This is a genomic window from Variovorax ginsengisoli (genome assembly GCF_030486595.1).
Classification (GTDB): domain Bacteria; phylum Pseudomonadota; class Gammaproteobacteria; order Burkholderiales; family Burkholderiaceae_C; genus Variovorax; species Variovorax ginsengisoli_B.
Genome location: NZ_JAUJZH010000026.1, coordinates 1 through 17,391, shown reverse-complemented (window position 1 = coordinate 17,391; position 17,391 = coordinate 1). Strand labels below are relative to the sequence as shown.

The window sequence follows — 17,391 nt, the reverse complement described above, 5'->3', positions numbered from 1 at the left end:
TCGACAATGAATCGCAGGACCTTCACCCTGACCACCGGCGCCGCGCTGCTCGCCACCTGGATGCCGACCAGCTGGGCCCAAGGATGGCCCGACAAGCCCATCAAGCTGATCCTGTCGCAGCCCGCCGGATCGGGCGCCGACTCGATGGCACGCATGATCGGCGACCAGCTCTCGCGCCGGCTCAACCAGCCGATCGTGGTGGAGAACCGTCCAGGCGGTCAGAACGCGATCGGCGCCCAGGCGGCGGCCCGTTCGGCCGCCGACGGCTACACCTTCTATTTCGCGACCGCCGCGGCGCTGGTCATGAACTCCTACCTGTTCAAGAACCTGCCCTACGACCCGCGGAAGGACTTCGTTCCGGTCGGCATGGTCGGCACGGTGCCTTTCACCATCTCGGTCAATGCGGGGTCGAAGTTCCAGTCGCTGGGCGACCTGGTCGCATACGCCAAGGCCAATCCCGGCAAGCTGGCCATCGCCAACGAAGGGCCGAAGACCTTCAGCGGCATGATCACCCGGCTGCTGGCCGCCCAACTGGGCATCGAGGTGAACTCGGTGCCCTATGCCTCCGTCAGTGCCGGCGTGACCGACACGGTCGGCGGCCAGATCGAAGTGCTGGTGAGCGACGTCCCGTCGGTCTCGCAGATGGTCACGGCCGGCAAGCTCCGCCCGCTGGCCGTCACCACCGCCAAGCGCATCGCCGGCTGGGACCAGGTGCCCCCTGTGGCCGACACGCTGCCCGGCTTCAACTATGCCGGCTGGATCGGAATCGTCGCCCCCGCCGGCACGCCGAGCGCCGTCGTCCAGCGCTTCAACCGCGAGCTCGACGTCGTGCTGAGCGACAAGGACATGGCGGCGCGCCTGCTGGCCATCGGCCCGATGACGGACGGCGCCGGCACGGTGACGCAGATGGGCGGCATGCTGGACGCGGAGCATTCACGCTGGGCCAAGCTCACGAAAGACCTGAGCATTTCGCCGGAGTGATGCCGGGCGACGCTAGCCCTCGACCCGGCGCCACGGCGTCGCCCGCCGCTCGGCCCAGAGCTAGAGATCAGACAGCAGGCCCGAGGCCAGCAGCCGCACGCGCGAAGCGACGAGCCGGGCGCCTTCCGACAGCGGCCGCTGCCGCGTCAGGCTCAGCGCGATCGTCCGCCGGATGCCCGGGCTCGTCACGCGACAGGCCGACAGCAGGCCCAGTTCGATCTCCTGCGTCACCGCGGTGATGGGCAGCAACGTGAACGCGTGTCCGCTCGCTGCGACGTCCTTCATTGCCGTGGCGGTGTCGACATCCATGACGATGTCGAGCGCGACGTTGTGTCGACGCGAGAGCACGTCCAGCGTGGTTCTCAGTCCGTTCGGCGCCGCGGGCAACACCAGCGGGAGGCCGCCCAGGGCGCGAAACGGAACCGTCCTGGCTTGCAGTTCGGGCCGGCCCGTCTTGCCGATCAGGAAGGTCTCGACCTTGCCGAGCACGTCCTCGCCGCGCAGCGCCGACGAGCCATAGCGATTCACCACGATCATGTCGAGCCGGCCGGATGCGAGCTGCTCGTCAAGCGTGCCGCTGAAACCCTCCATCACGTGCAGGTGCAGCGCCGGCGCCCGTTCGCGCACGTCGGCCAGCAGCATCGGCAGCAACTGGCGCGACAAGGACGGCAACACGCCCACGTGCACCGTGCCGGTCAGCACGCCGGCCGCCTCGGTTGCCGCGGCGTCGAGTTGGCGCACCTGCTCGACGACGCGCTGGACCTCCGGGTAGATGCGCCGGCCGAAGTCGGACAGCGCCATGCCGCGACCGGTGCGGTCGAACAGCCGCCGCCCCCACTCGGCTTCCAGCATGGCGATCTGGCGGCTCACCAGCGACTGGGCCATGTCCGAAGCGAGCGCCGCCCGCGACAGCGATTTCATGTCTGCAACCCGCAGGAAGGTGTCCAGTTGCTTGAGCTTCATGACTTCACTTTAATGGAAATCAGAAATCCATAACTTGCCCTTTCTGGAACTCACAGCGCGTCCTAACCTCGGGCTGCATTCACCCAAAAGGAGACAACCTTGAAGATCAAGCACCCGATCGCGTTCGCGATGGCGGCCGCCTCGCTGCTGGCCGCGCCCCTGCTCCATGCCCAGGAGGCGGCCTATCCAAGGCAGGCCGTCACGCTGGTCGTTCCGTTCCCCGCCGGGGGTCCGACCGACGCCATGGCCCGCCTGCTGGCCCAGAAGCTCGGCGACCGGCTCGGCCAGCAGGTGATCATCGACAACCGCGGCGGCGCCGGCGGCGGCATCGCGGCCGAACTCGTGGCCCGTGCGCCGGCCGACGGCCACACGCTGTTCTTCGGCACCACCGGCACGCTGGCGATCAACCCGAGCCTCTACGCCCGGCTGCGCTACGACCCGGTGAAGGACTTCGCGCCCGTGAGCCTCATGGCCACGACGATGAACGTGCTCGTCGCGAGCCCCGGGATTCCGGCAAAGAACCTGGCCGACCTGATCGCGCTCGCCAAGGCCAGGCCGGGCGAACTGACCTACGGCTCGGCCGGCAACGGGAGCTCCAATCACCTGTCGGGCGAACTGTTCCGCAGCACGGCCGGCATCCAGATCACGCACGTCCCCTACAAGGGCTCCGCACCGGCCATGGTGGACCTGCTGGGCGGTCGCCTGTCGATGATGTTCGACACGATCGCCCAGCAGACCCAGAACATCGCCGCCGGCAAGGTGCGCGCGCTCGCCGTGACGGGTCCGCAGCGCTCGCCGCTGCTGCCGGCCGTGCCGACCGTCCAGGAAGCCGGCCTCAAGGGCTTCGACGTGACGATCTGGTATGGCGTGCTGGCGCCCAAGGCGACGCCCCCTGCGGTGGTCGAACGCCTGAACCGCGAAATGGTCGCGGTCATGGCCACCGACGAAATGAAGAAGCGCATGGAGGCCGACGGCGCCGATGCCCACACGACCACGCCAGCCGAATTCGCCGCACTCATCAAGAGCGACACCGCCAAGTGGGCGCCGGTGGTGAAGGCCTCCGGCGCCAGCCTCGACTGAGCGACACCATGAACGACCTCCTCGATCCCCGGCTGCAACGCGCTTTCGCGCCGCGGCGCATCGCCATCGTCGGCGCGACAGAAGACCGCAACAAGGTCGGTGGGCGTCCACTGCACTACCTTCAGCGCTTCGGCTTCCAGGGTGCGGTCTACCCGATCAATCCCAAGCGCGCGACGGTCCAGGGCCTGGCGGCCTACCCTTCGCTCGCGGCGACGCCCGAGGCGCCCGACGTCGCGATCATCGCAGTCGGCCAGGATGCGGTCGCCGGCGTGATCGACCAGTGTGCGGCGCGCGGCATCGGCAGCGCCATCGTGATGAGCTCGGGCTTCGGCGAAACCGGCACCGAGGGCGTCGCGCGCCAGCAGGCGCTGGTGGCGCAGGCGCGGCGCCTCGGCATTCGCCTGATCGGGCCGAACGCGCAGGGCGTGGCCAACTTCCAGACCGGCGCGGTGATGAACTTCAGCACGATGTTCATGGAAGTCGAACCCGCGGACGGCCCGGTGGCCATCGTGAGCCAGAGCGGTGCGGCCAGCGTGATGCCGTACGCGATGCTGCGCGAGCGCGGCGTCGGCGTGCGCTACCTGGTCGCTTCGGGCAACGACGCCGATGCATCGGTGTGCGAGCTGGCGCTGGCGGCGGCGGCGGACCCCGACATCCGCGTCGTCCTGATGTACATAGAGTCCCTGAGCGACCCGGCCATGCTCGCGGAGGTCGCACGGCTCGCCTCGGCGCGCGGTGCCGCGGTGATCGCGCTCAAGTCGGGCCGCAGCGCGCACGGCGCCAAGGCCGCAGCTTCGCACACCGGCGCCATCGTCAACGACGACGTCGTCGTCGACGCCTTTTTCGAGCGCCATGGCATCTGGCGTGCCACCGACGTGCAGGGGCTGGTCAACGCCGTCGAGCTCTACCTCGCCTCGCCGCCCCGGGCGGCCGAGCACCTGGTCGTCATGAGCCACAGCGGCGCCGTCGGCGTGCTCTGCGCCGATGCGGCCGCAACGCTCGGATTGGCGCTGGCCGAACTCGGCCAACCCGTCATCGACGCCCTCGCCGGCATCATGCCGAGCTTCGCGACGGCACAGAATCCGGTCGACCTCACGGCCTCGCTCATGACCCAGGGCGGCATGTACGCCGACACGCTGGGCGCGCTGGCGGCCGACCCGCAGGCCGACATGTTCCTCATCGGCGTGCCGGTCGCCGGAGAAGGCTACGACGTGCCCGGCATGGCCCGCGACACCGCCCGCTTCGCCGCAGCGCGCAACAAGCCGTGCGTGGTGTCCGCGCCCCAGGCCTCGGTGCGACAGGCCTTCCGCGACGCCGGCGTTCCGGTGTTCTCCCATGAGACGGACGCCATCAACGCGCTGCACCAGTGGAGCCGGCACGGAATGCTGATGCAGCAGTCGGCCGCGCGCCACGCACTGCGGGCACCTTCGCTGGATGCGCAGCCCCTGCCGGACGGCGATGACCCGCTCCTGAGCGAGGCGGACAGTCTCGCCCTGCTGGGCGCCGCCGGCATCCCCACGGTCGCGCACCGTCTGTGCCGAAACGCGGACGAAGTGATCGCCGCTTGGCGAGCCCTGGGACCGCAGGTCGTGGTCAAGGCGTGTTCGGCGCGCATTCCCCACAAGTCGGAGCACGGCCTGGTCTTCGTCGACGTGCAGACCGCGGACCAGGTTCGAGACGCCTGGACCGCATGCGCCGAACGCGTCGCCGCGATGGGGCTGCCGCTGGACGGCGTCATCGTCGCGCAAAGGGTGCGCGGGCGCCGCGAATTCGCACTCGGCGTGCGTCAGGACCCGCTGTTCGGAACCGTCGTGATGGTCAGCGATGGCGGCAAGTACGTCGAGGCCCTGCGCGATTTCGTGGTGCTGCTGCATCCCTTCTCCGAATCGGACGTGATCGCCAAACTCGCCCGCTTGCGCATCGCGCCGGTCCTCGCCGGCGTCCGCGGCGAAGCGCCCCTCGATCTGAACGTGGTTGCGCGCACTGCGGTGGCGCTCGGCGCGCTCGCGGCGGCGCACCCTCTCGCCATCGCATCGATCGACCTCAACCCGCTGATCGTCGGCGACGCAGGCCAGGGCGGCTGGGCCGTCGACGCCGTCATCGAACGCCAGGGAGCATCGCATGCAGCGCACTGACACCGTGCAGGTCGATATCCAGGACGGCACGGCTGTGGTTCGGCTGCACCGGCCTGCCGTGATGAATGCGGTCAACGCAGAGTTGCGCGCCGCCCTCGGCGAGCAACTGCGTGCCCTCGATGCCAATCGGGACGTCGGGGCGATCGTGCTGACCGGCAGCGGCGAGCGCGCCTTCTGCGGTGGCCAGGACCTGGACGAGTCGGCAACGATCGACACCGACACGCTGGCAGGCTGGCTCAACCGCCAGCATGCGATGTACCAGGCCGTGCGCGACGTGTCCAAGCCGATCGTCGCCGCGCTCAACGGCACCGCGGTCGGCGCCGGGTTCCAGATGGCGCTGATGTGCGACCTGCGCGTGGCACACCCGACGCTGCGAATGGGGCAGCCCGAAGTCAAGGCCGGGCTGGCCAGCATCGTCGGCTCCTACCTGATGTCGCTGCAGATCGGTCATTCGCTCAACCAGCAGCTGTCGCTCACCGGTGAACTGATCACCGGCGAACGCGCGCATGCGCTGGGCCTGGTCAACGACCTGGTCGCTCCCGAGCAGGTGCTGCCGCGCGCGCTCGAACGCGCGCGCGCCCTGGCCGCCCTCCCTGGCGCCGCGCTGCGCACCACCAAGCAACGCTTTCGCGAGCGCACCCAAGCAGGCTTCGACGACGCCTGCAGCGCAGGCATCCGCTACCAGCTCGAGTGCTATTCCACCGGCGAACCCCAGCGCGTCATGCGCGAGTTCCTGGCCAGACGCGACGCCCCGAAGACTTCGAACCCCTCCAAGGATTGACCCCAGATGACCCGTTTCAACCAGCTCTTCATCGAAGGCGCCATGGTGCCCGCCCATGGCGCGGACGACCTGCCGGTCACCGACAGCTTCACCGAGGAAGCATTCGCCTCCTGGCGCAGCGCCTCGCCCGCCGACGTCGATGCCGCGGTGATGGCCGCTCGCCGCGCCTTCGCAGGCTGGGCCGCCACGCCTCCCGCCGAGCGCATCGCGGCCGTGCGCCGCATCGCCGGCGCGCTGCGCGAACAAGCCGACGCGCTGACCACCGCCATCTCGCGGGAAGTCGGCATGCCGCGCAAGCTGGCCGCGCGCATCCAGGTCGGCGCGCCACTGGCCGCCTGGGACATGTACGCGGACCTTGCCGGCGAATTCGAATGGGAGACGCGCATCGGCCATTCGCTCGTGCAGCAAGTGCCTACCGGCGTCGTGGCCTGCATCACCCCCTGGAACTATCCCCTGCACCAGATCACCGGAAAGATCGCGCCTGCACTGCTGGCCGGCTGCACGGTCGTGCTCAAGCCTTCGGAATTGGCGCCGACCAGCGCCTTCCTGCTCGCCGAGGCGGTACTTCGGGCCGGGCTGCCGGCAGGTGTGTTCAACCTCGTCCACGGCAGCGGAGCGGAGGTCGGTGAGGCCCTGGTACGGCATCCCGAAGTGGACATGGTGTCGTTCACCGGCTCCACCCGCGCGGGACGCCACATCGCGGCCATCGCCGGCGAAGCCATCAAGCGCGTGGCGCTCGAACTCGGCGGCAAGTCGGCGGCGCTGGTGCTGCCCGGCGCCGACCTGGCGCTTGCGGTCAAGACCACGCTGGCGGGCTGCATGCTCAATTCGGGCCAGACCTGTTCGGCGACGACAAGGCTGCTGGTGCCGCGGCCCTTGCTGGGCGCAGCCGAAGCGGCGGCCGTGGATCTCCTGGCCGCCTACCGCATGGGCGACCCGGCCGACGCCGCGACAAGACTCGGGCCCTTGGCCTCCAAGGCGCAGCAGCAAAAGGTCGAAGGCCTGATCGCCGGGGCGTTGGCCGCCGGCGCACGCCAGCTCGGGAGCCCGGCCGATCTGCCCCCGCACGGCTTTTTCGTGGCGCCCACCGTGCTGGCGGACGTGACGCCGGACATGGCGGTGGCACGCGACGAGGTCTTCGGTCCGGTGCTGGTACTGATCGGCTACGACGGGGTGGAGGACGGCATCGCGCTGGCCAACGGCACCGACTACGGCCTGGCAGCCGCCGTGTGGGGACCGGTCGAGACGGCGACGCTGGCCGTCGCGCGCCGCCTGCGCGCCGGTCAGGTCGACATCAACGGCGCCCCTTTCAACCCCGCCGCGCCTTTCGGGGGCTTCAAGAAATCGGGCATCGGGCGCGAGAACGGGCGCTGTGGCCTCGAGGAGTTCGTCGAGCCCGTGTCCATCCAGTTGCCTGCCGCCTTCATCGAGACCCTCCACTGAACCTCTCACCATGAACTTCGAACAAATCATCTACACGGTCGACGGACACGTCGCGACGATCACGCTGAACCGGCCGGAGCGCATGAATGCGCTGACGCGGATCCTCGAGACAGAACTGCGCACGGCCATCGAACAGGCCGGCAGCGACAAGGACGTGCGGGCCATCGTCCTGACCGGCGCGGGCCGGGCCTTCTGTGCGGGCATGGACATGGAAGAACTCGAAGTGCTGCCGCCGGAGGACATCCGCGCGGAGCAGTGGATGCGGCCGTTCGACATGAACCGAAGGGCCGACTACCAGACGCGCTATTCGTACTTCCCCGCCGCTCCCAAGCCGGTGATCTGCGCCGTCAACGGCGCCGCTGCCGGGCTCGGCCTGGTGATGGCGCTCTACAGCGATTTCCGGATCGCCTCCGACAAGGCGGTCTTCGCCACCGCCTTCGCCAAGCGCGGCCTGATCGCCGAGCACGGCATCTCGTGGATGCTGCCGCGCATCGTCGGCCATGCGCATGCCACCGACCTGTTGTTGACTTCTCGCAAGATCGACGCGCAGGAGGCACTCGGCATGGGGCTCGTGAACCGGGTCGTCCCGGCCGATCGATTGCTCGCCGAGGCACAGGCGCTGGCCAGGACACTCTCTGCCGACGTGTCGCCGCGCTCGGTGCGCGTCATGAAGCGGCAGCTCTGGGAGGCGCCTTACCAGTCGCTCGGCGAGGCCGTGACGCTCGCCAACGCCGAGATGGTCGAGAGCATCCGGAGCGAGGACTTCACCGAGGGTGTCGCGCATTTCGTCGAACGACGACCGGCGCGCTTCTCGGGACGCTGACGCACGCGCTGCGCGAATTCACGCGCGCCCGGTCGGCTCTTCGCAAGCCCGCACGCCCTCGGCCAACACCTCGATTCCGGCCTCCGTCAGATCCGCGGTCGCCACCGTCATCCGCTGCGCCCAGCGGCCGAAGTGCTTCGCCTGCGACCGCTCGTAGTGCGGGTCGTAGTGCAGCAGCATCAGCTCCGCGAACAGCGGCGCCAGTTCGCCGTCGCGCGCCCATTGCTGCCAGCGGTCCACCACGGCCTTGCCCTGCAGCTCCTTGAGCTTGCCCAGCTGGCCGGCCAGGGCCTCGCGGTCGTCACCGAGGTAGGCGTAGTCGCGCAGCAGGTAGGCCAGCCGCGCGGCCGGGTCGGCCTGCACCTCGATGCAGTCGGCCCCGCGCATGCGCGCCACCAGCGGGATCGGCAGCGACAGCCGGCCGATGCGGGCGCTCTCGCCTTCGACGTACACCGGCCGGGCCAGGTCCAGGGCCTCGAAGGCGGTCGCGATGCGGGTCTCGAACTGCTTCTGCGAAGGCTGCGGCACGCCGGGCAAGGCACCCAGCAGCGAGCCCTTGTGGCTGGCATGGTGCTCGAGGTCGAGCACCTGCTCGCCGCGCGCGGCCAGGGCCTGCAGCAGGCGGGTCTTGGCGCTGCCGGTGGCGCCGCAGATCACGCGCAGCTGCAGCTGCGGACAGGTGGCCTCGATCTGCGCCAGCACGTGGTGCCTGAAGCTCTTGTAGCCGCCGGCCAGCTGCTGGGCGTCCCAGCCGACCAGTCGCAGCCAGGTCACCATCGAGCCGCTGCGCAGGCCGCCACGCCAGCAATAGACCAGCGGCCGCCAGTTGGCGGGCCGGTCGGCGAACTGCTCGCGCAGGTGGCGCGCCAGGTTCGCCGCGACCATCGCGCCGCCGACCCGGCGGGCCTCGAAGGCCCCGGTCTGCTTGTAGAGCGTGCCGACGATGCGGCGCTCCTCGTCGTCGAGCACCGGACAGTTGATGGCACCCGGGATGTGGTCGAGCGCGAACTCGGCCGGCGAGCGGGCGTCGATCAGGGTGTCGAAGCCGGGGATGTCGGCCACCCGGGTCGGGCGGTAGCGCTTGTCGTCCTCATGCATGGGCCGGCCCCAGGTCGCGGCGCAGCCGGGCACTCGCCATGTCGACCAGCGCCACCAGGCCGAACATCGCGGCCAGCACGGTCATCGCCTGTGGCTGCTGGAAGATCGACAGGTGGAAGTAGAGCAGCTGGCCCAGGCCGCCGCCGCCGACGAAGCCCAGCACGGTGGCCATTCGAATGTTCATCTCCCAACGATACAGCGTGTAGGCCACCCATTGGGGCAGCACCAGCGGCAGGCTGCCGTAGGCGAAGGCCGCCACGGCGCCCGAGCCGCTCTGCGCCAGCGCCCGTTCGGGGGCGCGCGGCGCGTTCTCCAGGCTCTCGGCGAACAGGCGGCCGAGCACGCCGGTGGTGTGCAGCGCCAGCGCCAGCGCACCGGCGAAGGGGCCGATGCCCGCCGCCAGCACCATCAGCGCCGCCCAGACCAGCTCGGGGACGCTGCGCAGGAAGTTGAGCACGAAGCGGGTCGCGCCCTGCACCCAGGCCCCCGAGCGGCCCGAGGCCGGCAACGCGAGCAGCGCACCGCCGGCGGCCGCCAGCAAGGTCCCGAGCGCCGACACGGCAAGGGTCTGCAAGGCACCCCAGGCGGTCTTCTGCAGGAACGCGGCGGAGAGGTCGGGCGGGAAGAATTCGGCGATGAACCTGCCCATCAGCGACAGCGACTCGCCGGTGAACAGCGCGCCATAGTCGATCGCGAGCCAGGCGAAGCTGGCCGCCGCCGCGATCACGATGGCGAGCGCCGTGGCCCAGCAGCGAAGGCAGCGCGGCGGCGCGGCCGCGAACGAGGCGCTCATCGCAGCAATCTCCGAAGGGCATTGCTGAGCGCATCCGTCAGCAGCACCAGCCCCAGGAAGACCAGCAGGATGCTGCTGGCCTCGCCGCCGTTGAGCATCTTCATCGACTGGTCCATCAGCTGGCCCAGGCCGCCGGCGCCGACGAAGCCCATCACCACCGAGGCCCGCACCGCGCACTCCCAGCGGTAGACGGTGTAGGAGGTCAGCTCCTGGGCGCAGTTCGGCAGCAGGCCGTAGCACAGTGCCGCCAGCCGGCCGCTGCCGCTTTCGAGCAGGGCCCGTGCGGGGGCGGTGTCGGTCGATTCGAGCACCTCGGCGTAGACCTTGCCGAGCATGCCGCCATAGGTGATGGCGAGCGCCAGCACGCCGGCCGCCGGACCGAGCCCCAGCGCACGCACGAAGATCAGCGCCCAGACGATTTCGGGGATGGCGCGCAGCACCATCAGCAGCGAACGTGCGCACTGCCGCAGCGCCGCGGCGCGCACCCGACCCGGCCCTGGGCCGATGCGCGACCGCGACAGCGCACGGGTGGTCACGAAGGCCAGCGGCGCGCCGATCAGGAAGGCCAGGGCGGTGCCGGCGGTGGCCATGGCCAAAGTCTCGAGCGTGGCCTTGGCCAGCAGCGCGAGGAAGTCCGGCGCCGTGGCCGGCGGCACGAAGCCGGCCAGGAAGCCGCCGATCACCTGCAGGTTGCCGGCGCCGAACAGGGCCGCGGGCTGGAACCCGGCCAGCTGCAGCATCGGCCAGGCGATCGCCAGCGCGGCCAACCCGCCGACCAGCCGCCGGCGGGCCGCCGGGTCGCGCAGCGCGGTCGGATCCGTCATGCGTACAGCGCCTTCAGCATCGCCTCGTCGACCTGGCCCACCGGCCGGTCGAACACGACCTGCCCGCCGCGCATGCCGACGATGCGCGGAAACCAGCGCAGCGCCAGGTCGACCGCGTGCAGCGAGGCCACCAGGGTCGCGCCGGTCGCCTCGCTCTGCCGCACCAGTTGCTGCAGCGTCAGGTCGGCCAGCGTGGGGTCGAGCGCCGACACCGGCTCGTCGGCCAGCAGCAGGGCCGGCCGCTGGTACAGCACGCGGGCGATGCCGACGCGCTGCAGCTGCCCGCCCGACAGGCGATCGCAGCGCTCGAACAGCCGGTCTTCGAGCGCCAGCCGCGACAGCGCCTCGTGCGCACCGGGCAGGTCGGACGGGCGCAGCAGCGAGCCCAGCGCCCGCAGCGCCGACCATTGGCCGAGCCGCCCCGCGAGCACCGCGGTCACGACCCGCAGCCTGGGCGCGATCGGCGGGCTCTGGTGCACGGTGCCGATGCACGAGCGCAGGCCGCGCAACGCCGGCGCGCTCAGCTGCCAGGGTGCCTGGTCGAGCAGCCGGACGCTGCCCTCGCCGGGCCGCAGCGCCGCGCCGAGCACGCGCAGCAGCGTGGTCTTGCCGGCGCCCGAAGGACCGATGACCGCCAGCCGCTCTCCCCCGGCGGCGGCCAGCGACACGCCCTGCAGCGCACGGTGGCCGTTCGGATGCACCAGGCCGACCGCATCGAGCGAGAAGCTCACGCGTCCGGTCCGGCAAGCGGCCTGCGCCGCATCACTTCACCAGGCCCGCGGACTTGGCCGCCGCCTCGATGCCGTCGTAGTTGGACGACTGGGTCGGGATGAATTTGCTGGCCCGCTGCAGGTCCATGATTTCCTTGTGGGCGGGGTTCGCGGGATCGAGCTTCAGGAAGGCGTCGGTCAGCTTCTTCGCCAGCGCCGGGTCGAGGCCCGGGCGCACGGTCCAGTTGTAGTCGTAGTAGGTCGGCGTGGTCGCCAGCACGCGCACCTTGGCGGCGTTGGGGTTCTTGGCCTCGACCAGCTTGTCCCACACCGACGCGTTGAGCACGCCCGCCTCGGCCCGGTTGGCGGCCACGAAGGCCACGGTGGCATCGTGCGCGCCCGAGAAGGCCACGGTCTTGAAGTCCTTTTCGGGATCGATGCCGGCCTGCAGCAGGAAGTAGCGGGGCATCAGGCTGCCCGAGGTGGACGAAGGCGCGCCGAAGGCGAAGGTCTTGCCCTTCAGGTCGGCCAGGGTCTTGGCCGGGCTGTCGACCGGCACGATGAACTTGCTGGTGAACACCTTGTCTTCGGCCCGCTGCACGATCGGCACCGCGCCGCCGTTGGTGCGGATGCGCGCCTGCACGAAGGTGAAGCCGCCGAGCCAGGCCAGGTCGAGCTTGTTGGTGGCCAGCCCCTCGACCACCGCCGCATAGTCGGTGACCGGGGTGAACTGCACCTCCATGCCGGTCTCCTTCTGCAGGTAGTCGCCCAGCGGCTTGAACTTGCGCTGCAGCTCGGTCGGCGCCTCGTCGGGAATGGCGGACACGCGCAGCACCTTGCCCTGGGCAAAGGCACCGACGGCGAAGGCGGAAAGGACCAGCGCCAAGGCGCGGCGGGAGATTGTTTTCATGAGGGAGCGGCCGGAGGGCCGGTAGGCGGACAACCCTCGATTGTAGAAAGACGCGCCAGCACGCCGCTCGGATAATGGGCCCCATGAACGACACGCCCTCCTCCCGCCCCGTCAACCCGCTCGCGCCGCTGCGGCTCACCAGCTTCTCGCATGGCGGCGGCTGCGGCTGCAAGATCGCGCCCGGCGTGCTCTCGCAGATCCTGAAGAGCGGCGCCGGCGGCCTGATGCCGCCCGAGCTGATGGTCGGCATCGAAACGGCCGACGACGCCGCCGTCTACCGGCTCAACGACCGCCAGGCCCTGATCGCGACCACCGATTTCTTCATGCCGATCGTCGACGATCCATACGAGTTCGGGCGCATCGCGGCCACCAACGCGATCAGCGACGTCTACGCGATGGGCGGCAAGCCGATCATGGCGCTGGCGCTGGTCGCGATGCCGGTCGCCCAACTGCCGATCGAGGCCATCGGCGAGATCGTGCGCGGTGGCCAGGACGTCTGCCGCGCCGCCGGGATCCCGATCGCGGGCGGCCACACCATCGACTCGGTCGAGCCGATCTATGGGCTGGTGGTGATGGGCCTGGTCGACCCGGCGCAGGTCAAGCGCAACGCCGACGCCCGGGCCGGCGACCTGCTGGTGCTCGGCAAGCCGCTGGGCGTCGGCGTGCTGTCGGCGGCGCTCAAGAAGGAGCAATTGTCGGAGGCCGGTTACCGGCAGCTGATCGACAGCACGACTCGGCTCAACACGCCCGGCATCGCGCTGGCGGCGCTGCCCGGCGTGCATGCGCTGACCGACGTCACGGGCTTCGGACTGGCCGGCCACGCGCTCGAGCTCGCGCGCGGCGCCGGGCTGACCGCCGTGATCGAGTGGTCGAAGGTGCCGCGGCTCGAAGGCGTCGAGGCGCTGGCCGCCGAGGGCTTCGTGACCGGCGCCTCGGGCCGCAACTGGAGCGGCTATGGCGCCGATGTCGAGCTGGCCGCGGGCCTGCCGGCCACTGCCCAGGCGCTGCTGAGCGACCCCCAGACTTCGGGCGGACTGCTGGTGAGCTGCGCGCCCGAGGCGGTCGATGCGGTGCTGGCGATCTTCCGCGACGAAGGCTTCGGCGCCGCGGCCGTGATCGGCCGCACCGAAGCCGGCCGGGCCGGCTTGCGCCTGCTGCCCTGAGGCCTCATTTCACGGGTTCGAGCGCGACCCCCAGCCGCTTCGCCAGCCGGATCAGGTTGGCCCGGTCGAGGCCGAGCGACTGCGCGGCCGCCGCCCGGTTGAAGCCATGCGCCGCGAGCGCCGCCAGCAGGCGCTGCCTCTTCAGCGCATCGACGGCTTGCTGGAGCGACTCGCCCTGGCGCGGCGCGTCGGTGGCGCTGTCCGCGCTGTCCGCCCCTTCGATCGCCGGGGCGACCTCGGCGCGGCGCCCTTCCAGATCCAGGTCTTCCGCCGTGAGGCTCAGGATCCGCGGCCGCTGCGGATGCCGCGCGCGCGCCTTCAGCGCGCTGCGCCCGAGCAGATGCTCCAACTCGCGCACGTTGCCCGGCCAGTCGTACGCCAGCAGCGCCGCCTGCGCGCTGGCATCGAGCCGGGCCGCGCCGATGCCGAGCCGGGAGCGGTTCTCTTCGAGGAAGAAGCCGCTCAGCAGCAGCACGTCGCGGCCCCGCTCGCGCAGGGGCGGCACCCGCAGCGGGTAGGCGCTCAGGCGGTGGTAGAAGTCGGCGCGCAGGCGGCCGGCCTTGACCTCGTCGGCCAGGTCCCGGTTGCTGGCAGCGATCAGGCGCACGTCCACATGGTGCTCGCGGTCGGAGCCCAGGCGCTGCAGCTGGCCGCTCTGCAGCACACGCAGCAGCTTGGCCTGCACCGGCATCGACAGCTCGCCGACCTCGTCCAGGAACAGCGTGCCGCCATCGGCCAGCTCGAACTTGCCCGGCCGGTCGCTGGTGGCGCCCGTGAACGCGCCCTTGACGTGGCCGAACAATTCGCTTTCGACCAGTGTCTCGGGCAGGGCCGCGCAGTTGAGGCTGATCATGGGCCGCGCCGCACGCGGGGACCCGGCATGGATCGCCTCCGCGACCAGTTCCTTGCCGACGCCGGTCTCGCCCTGGATCAGCACCGACAGCTCGCTGCCGGCCACGGTCTCGATGTCGGCGACGAGCCGGCGCATGGCCGTGCTGCGGCCGATCAGCTCGCGGGCGCGCGGCGCCGCGGCGAGCCGGTAGCCCTCGGCGCGCAGGCTCTCGAGCGCCACGCGGTTCTCCAACTGTTCGATTCGGCCGGCCACGGTGACGATGCCGGCCGCCAGGTTGGCGAACAGCTGCAGCGCCGCCAGGTCGCCGCGCGAAAAGCGATCGGGCTGCAGCGCGTCGAGCGTGAGCAAGCCCCAGATCCGTTGATGGAGCTGGATCGGGCAGCCCACGCAGTCGTGCACGGGGAGGTCGCCATGCAGGCCCTCGACCAGGCCGTCGTAGGGGTCTGGCAGCGCGCTGTCGGAAGGAAAGCGCAAGGGCCCGGCGGCCCCCAGCAGCGCCGCGAAGCGCGGGTGCTCGGCGATGCGGAAACGACGGCCCAGCGTGTCGCGGCTCAAGCCGTCGACCGCCAGCGGCAGCAGGCTGCCGTCCTCGAGCCGAAGCAGCGCCGCGGCATCGCAGGGCAGCAGCAGGCGCAGCGACTGCAGCAGGCGGCGATAGAGCTCCTCGGCCGGCAGGCCGGAGCCCAGGTCGGCGACCAGCGGCGCGACCGCTTCGAGCAGCTTGTCGGCAGTCATCTGGACACGGTGGTGGGTCATACCGACACGATTTTCGTCAGGTCATAAGGACACTGTCAACGACAAGTCGTTGATTTTGCTGCCTCCCGCGCCTGGAACGGAGATTGCGATGAACAAGGCATCCATCTGAACTCCAGGAGCCTTTCCGTGCTGACCCCGCAACAGAAATCCATCGTCACCGCCACCGTGCCACTGCTCGAAACCGGCGGCGAGGCGCTGACCACGCACTTCTACCGGATCATGCTCGACGAGCATCCGGAAGTGCGGCCGCTGTTCAACCAGGCCCACCAGGCCAGCGGCGACCAGCCGCGCGCGCTGGCCAACGGCGTGCTGATGTACGCCAAGAACATCGACCGCCTCGAAGCGCTCGGCGATCTGGCCGGCCAGATCGTCAACAAGCACGTCGCGCTGCAGGTGCTGCCCGAGCACTACCCGATCGTCGGTGCCTGCCTGCTGCGTGCGATCCGCGAGGTGCTCGGTGCCGAGATCGCCACCGACGAGGTGATCGCCGCCTGGGCCGCCGCCTACGGGCAACTGGCCGACATCCTGATCGGTGCCGAGAAGCAGGCCTACGACGAGCGGGCCGATGCGCCCGGCGGCTGGCGCGGTGCCCGGCCCTTCGTCGTCGTGCGCAAGGAAGTCGAGAGCGAGGAGATCAACTCCTTCTACCTGGCGCCGGCCGATGGTGGCGCGATCCTCGACTTCAAGCCGGGCCAGTACATCGGCCTGCGGCTGGTCGTCGACGGCAACGAGATCCGCCGCAACTACTCGCTGTCGGCGGCGCCGAACGGCCAGACCTACCGCATCAGCGTCAAGCGCGAAACCGGCGGCCTGGCATCGAACCACCTGCACGACGAAGTCGCCGAAGGCAGCACGGTCGAGCTGTTCCCGCCGGCGGGCGCCTTCACGCTGGAGCCGGGCGAACGGCCTCTCGTGCTGATCAGCGGCGGCGTCGGCATCACGCCGACCCTGGCGATGCTCGAGGCCGCGCTGAAGACCTCGCGCGCGGTCCACTTCATCCACTGCGCGCGCACCCGCGGCGCCCACGCCTTCCGCCATGCCATCGATGCGCTGGCCCACAAGCATCCGCAGCTCGCGCGCTTCTATTGCTACGACGAAGTGAGCGAAGGCGCGCCCGCAGCGGACGCACCGCACGCGGTCGGCCGCCTCGACGCGCAGAAGCTCGCGCAGTGGCTGCCGGCGACGCGCGACATCGATGCCTACTTTCTCGGACCGAAGCCCTTCATGCAGCAGGTGAAGAGCGCGCTGCGCACGCTCGGCGTGCCGGACCGGCAGGCGCGCTACGAGTTCTTCGGGCCGGCTTCGGCGCTGGAGTGAGGGACGGTCATCAGGGTTTGACCCTGATTTCCCAGACCCTCGAAGTGCATCATATGATGCTACATTTGATGCACTTCGGGATATCTACATGCGCACGACCGTCACCTTGGACGACGACTTGCTGGCCCAGGCACGGACCTTCACCGGCATCCAGGAAAACTCCGCCTTGATCCAGCAGGCGCTCAAGAGCCTGGTGCAACGAGAAGCGGCAAGGCGACTGTCGCTCCTCGCGGGCTCCGCGCCCGGCCTCGCTCCTGTGCCGCGCCGGCAGTCGAAGCCTTCGAATGATCCTCGTTGACACTTCCGTCTGGATCGACCATCTGGCGCGCGGTGACGCGAGGTTGCAGACGCTGCTGGAAGACGGCGAAGTGCTGACGCATCCCTACGTGATCGGGGAAATTGCCTTGGGAAGCTTGCCAAGGCGACAAGAGACGCTGAGCGCGCTGCAGGCATTGCCCGCCATAGACGTCGCCAGCGCGGACGAGGCGATGGCATTCCTTCACGGCGAACAGTTGTTCGGGATGGGCATCGGCTACGTCGATCTCCATTTGCTCGCGGCAACACGCCTGGAGACGGCAGCACGCTTGTGGACCCGCGACAAGCGCCTGCTCCAGGCGGCTGTGAGGCTGAAGCTCGCGGCGTTCGACACGCACTAGACAGAATGGCTTGAGCCGTTGAGGCGGCCCGTCTCCGGGACTACCGTGGGTTGCGCACCGTGGGTGCGCCGAGCCACAACGCTGCACCCCGAAGGGCGGACAGCG

Annotated in this window: 17 protein-coding genes; 10 read left to right on the top strand and 7 right to left on the bottom strand. The window is 70.2% G+C overall.

Going from position 1 to position 17,391, the window contains the following annotated elements:
* Positions 1-6: 6 nt before the first annotated feature.
* Positions 7-981 carry a Bug family tripartite tricarboxylate transporter substrate binding protein gene (locus QZH52_RS28370; protein WP_301814179.1) on the top strand — a complete coding sequence of 325 codons (975 nt, stop codon included), beginning with the start codon at positions 7-9 and terminating at the stop codon, positions 979-981.
* Between the two features lie 60 nt (positions 982-1,041).
* Here the strand turns inward: QZH52_RS28370 and QZH52_RS28365 are convergent, their stop codons facing one another.
* Positions 1,042-1,944, bottom strand: a complete 903-nt coding sequence (locus QZH52_RS28365; protein WP_301814178.1) for a LysR substrate-binding domain-containing protein — start codon at positions 1,942-1,944, stop codon at positions 1,042-1,044.
* Between the two features lie 129 nt (positions 1,945-2,073).
* Between QZH52_RS28365 and QZH52_RS28360 the strand changes: the two genes are divergently transcribed.
* Genes QZH52_RS28360 through QZH52_RS28340 form a run of 5 tightly spaced genes read left to right on the top strand, consistent with a single transcriptional unit; the run spans position 2,074 to position 8,206 of the window.
* Positions 2,074-3,024, top strand: a complete 951-nt coding sequence (locus tag QZH52_RS28360) for a tripartite tricarboxylate transporter substrate binding protein (protein ID WP_301814310.1) — start codon at positions 2,074-2,076, stop codon at positions 3,022-3,024.
* An 8-nt stretch (positions 3,025-3,032) separates the two neighbouring features.
* Positions 3,033-5,159, top strand: coding sequence for an acetate--CoA ligase family protein (locus QZH52_RS28355; RefSeq protein WP_301814176.1), 2,127 nt, complete (start codon positions 3,033-3,035; stop codon positions 5,157-5,159).
* Positions 5,146-5,940 (top strand): enoyl-CoA hydratase/isomerase family protein, encoded by a 795-nt coding sequence (locus tag QZH52_RS28350; RefSeq protein ID WP_301814175.1) that lies wholly within the window; start codon positions 5,146-5,148, stop codon positions 5,938-5,940. Before QZH52_RS28355 ends, QZH52_RS28350 begins: the two co-directional genes overlap by 14 nt.
* A gap of 6 nt (positions 5,941-5,946) precedes the next feature.
* Positions 5,947-7,383 (top strand): aldehyde dehydrogenase family protein, encoded by a 1,437-nt coding sequence (locus QZH52_RS28345; protein ID WP_301814174.1) that lies wholly within the window; start codon positions 5,947-5,949, stop codon positions 7,381-7,383.
* 10 nt (positions 7,384-7,393) lie between these two features.
* Positions 7,394-8,206: an enoyl-CoA hydratase gene (locus QZH52_RS28340; protein ID WP_301814173.1), complete on the top strand. Its 813-nt coding sequence runs from the start codon at positions 7,394-7,396 to the stop codon at positions 8,204-8,206.
* Between the two features lie 18 nt (positions 8,207-8,224).
* Here QZH52_RS28340 and mnmH read toward each other — a convergent pair whose 3' ends face one another.
* The 5 genes from mnmH to QZH52_RS28315 are packed head-to-tail and all read right to left on the bottom strand — an operon-like array spanning position 8,225 to position 12,541.
* Entirely contained in the window at positions 8,225-9,304 is a 1,080-nt protein-coding gene (gene mnmH / locus QZH52_RS28335) for a tRNA 2-selenouridine(34) synthase MnmH (protein WP_286530214.1), read from the bottom strand.
* On the bottom strand, positions 9,297-10,097 hold the full coding sequence (phnE, locus tag QZH52_RS28330; protein ID WP_301814172.1) for a phosphonate ABC transporter, permease protein PhnE: 801 nt from the start codon (positions 10,095-10,097) through the stop codon (positions 9,297-9,299). Before phnE ends, mnmH begins: the two co-directional genes overlap by 8 nt.
* Complete coding sequence (locus tag QZH52_RS28325) at positions 10,094-10,921, bottom strand: PhnE/PtxC family ABC transporter permease (protein WP_301814171.1); 828 nt, start codon at positions 10,919-10,921, stop codon at positions 10,094-10,096. The genes phnE and QZH52_RS28325 overlap by 4 nt, the downstream gene beginning before the upstream one ends.
* A complete protein-coding gene (locus QZH52_RS28320; RefSeq protein WP_286530218.1) occupies positions 10,918-11,652 on the bottom strand; it encodes a phosphonate ABC transporter ATP-binding protein in 735 nt (244 codons plus the stop codon). The genes QZH52_RS28325 and QZH52_RS28320 overlap by 4 nt, the downstream gene beginning before the upstream one ends.
* Before the next feature lie 31 nt (positions 11,653-11,683).
* Entirely contained in the window at positions 11,684-12,541 is an 858-nt protein-coding gene (locus tag QZH52_RS28315) for a putative selenate ABC transporter substrate-binding protein (protein ID WP_286530220.1), read from the bottom strand.
* An 83-nt stretch (positions 12,542-12,624) separates the two neighbouring features.
* Between QZH52_RS28315 and selD the strand changes: the two genes are divergently transcribed.
* Positions 12,625-13,704, top strand: coding sequence for a selenide, water dikinase SelD (selD, locus tag QZH52_RS28310; RefSeq protein WP_286530221.1), 1,080 nt, complete (start codon positions 12,625-12,627; stop codon positions 13,702-13,704).
* Positions 13,705-13,708: 4 nt separating this feature from the next.
* Here the strand turns inward: selD and norR are convergent, their stop codons facing one another.
* Entirely contained in the window at positions 13,709-15,292 is a 1,584-nt protein-coding gene (gene norR, locus QZH52_RS28305; RefSeq protein ID WP_286530223.1) for a nitric oxide reductase transcriptional regulator NorR, read from the bottom strand.
* Between the two features lie 147 nt (positions 15,293-15,439).
* Between norR and hmpA the strand changes: the two genes are divergently transcribed.
* The 3 genes from hmpA to QZH52_RS28290 all read left to right on the top strand — a co-directional run bounded on the left by hmpA (position 15,440) and on the right by QZH52_RS28290 (position 17,286).
* Positions 15,440-16,630, top strand: coding sequence for an NO-inducible flavohemoprotein (gene hmpA / locus QZH52_RS28300; protein WP_301814169.1), 1,191 nt, complete (start codon positions 15,440-15,442; stop codon positions 16,628-16,630).
* Positions 16,631-16,718: 88 nt separating this feature from the next.
* Positions 16,719-16,928 (top strand): type II toxin-antitoxin system VapB family antitoxin, encoded by a 210-nt coding sequence (locus QZH52_RS28295; RefSeq protein WP_301814168.1) that lies wholly within the window; start codon positions 16,719-16,721, stop codon positions 16,926-16,928.
* Entirely contained in the window at positions 16,915-17,286 is a 372-nt protein-coding gene (locus QZH52_RS28290; RefSeq protein ID WP_301814166.1) for a type II toxin-antitoxin system VapC family toxin, read from the top strand. Before QZH52_RS28295 ends, QZH52_RS28290 begins: the two co-directional genes overlap by 14 nt.
* Positions 17,287-17,391: the final 105 nt, after the last annotated feature.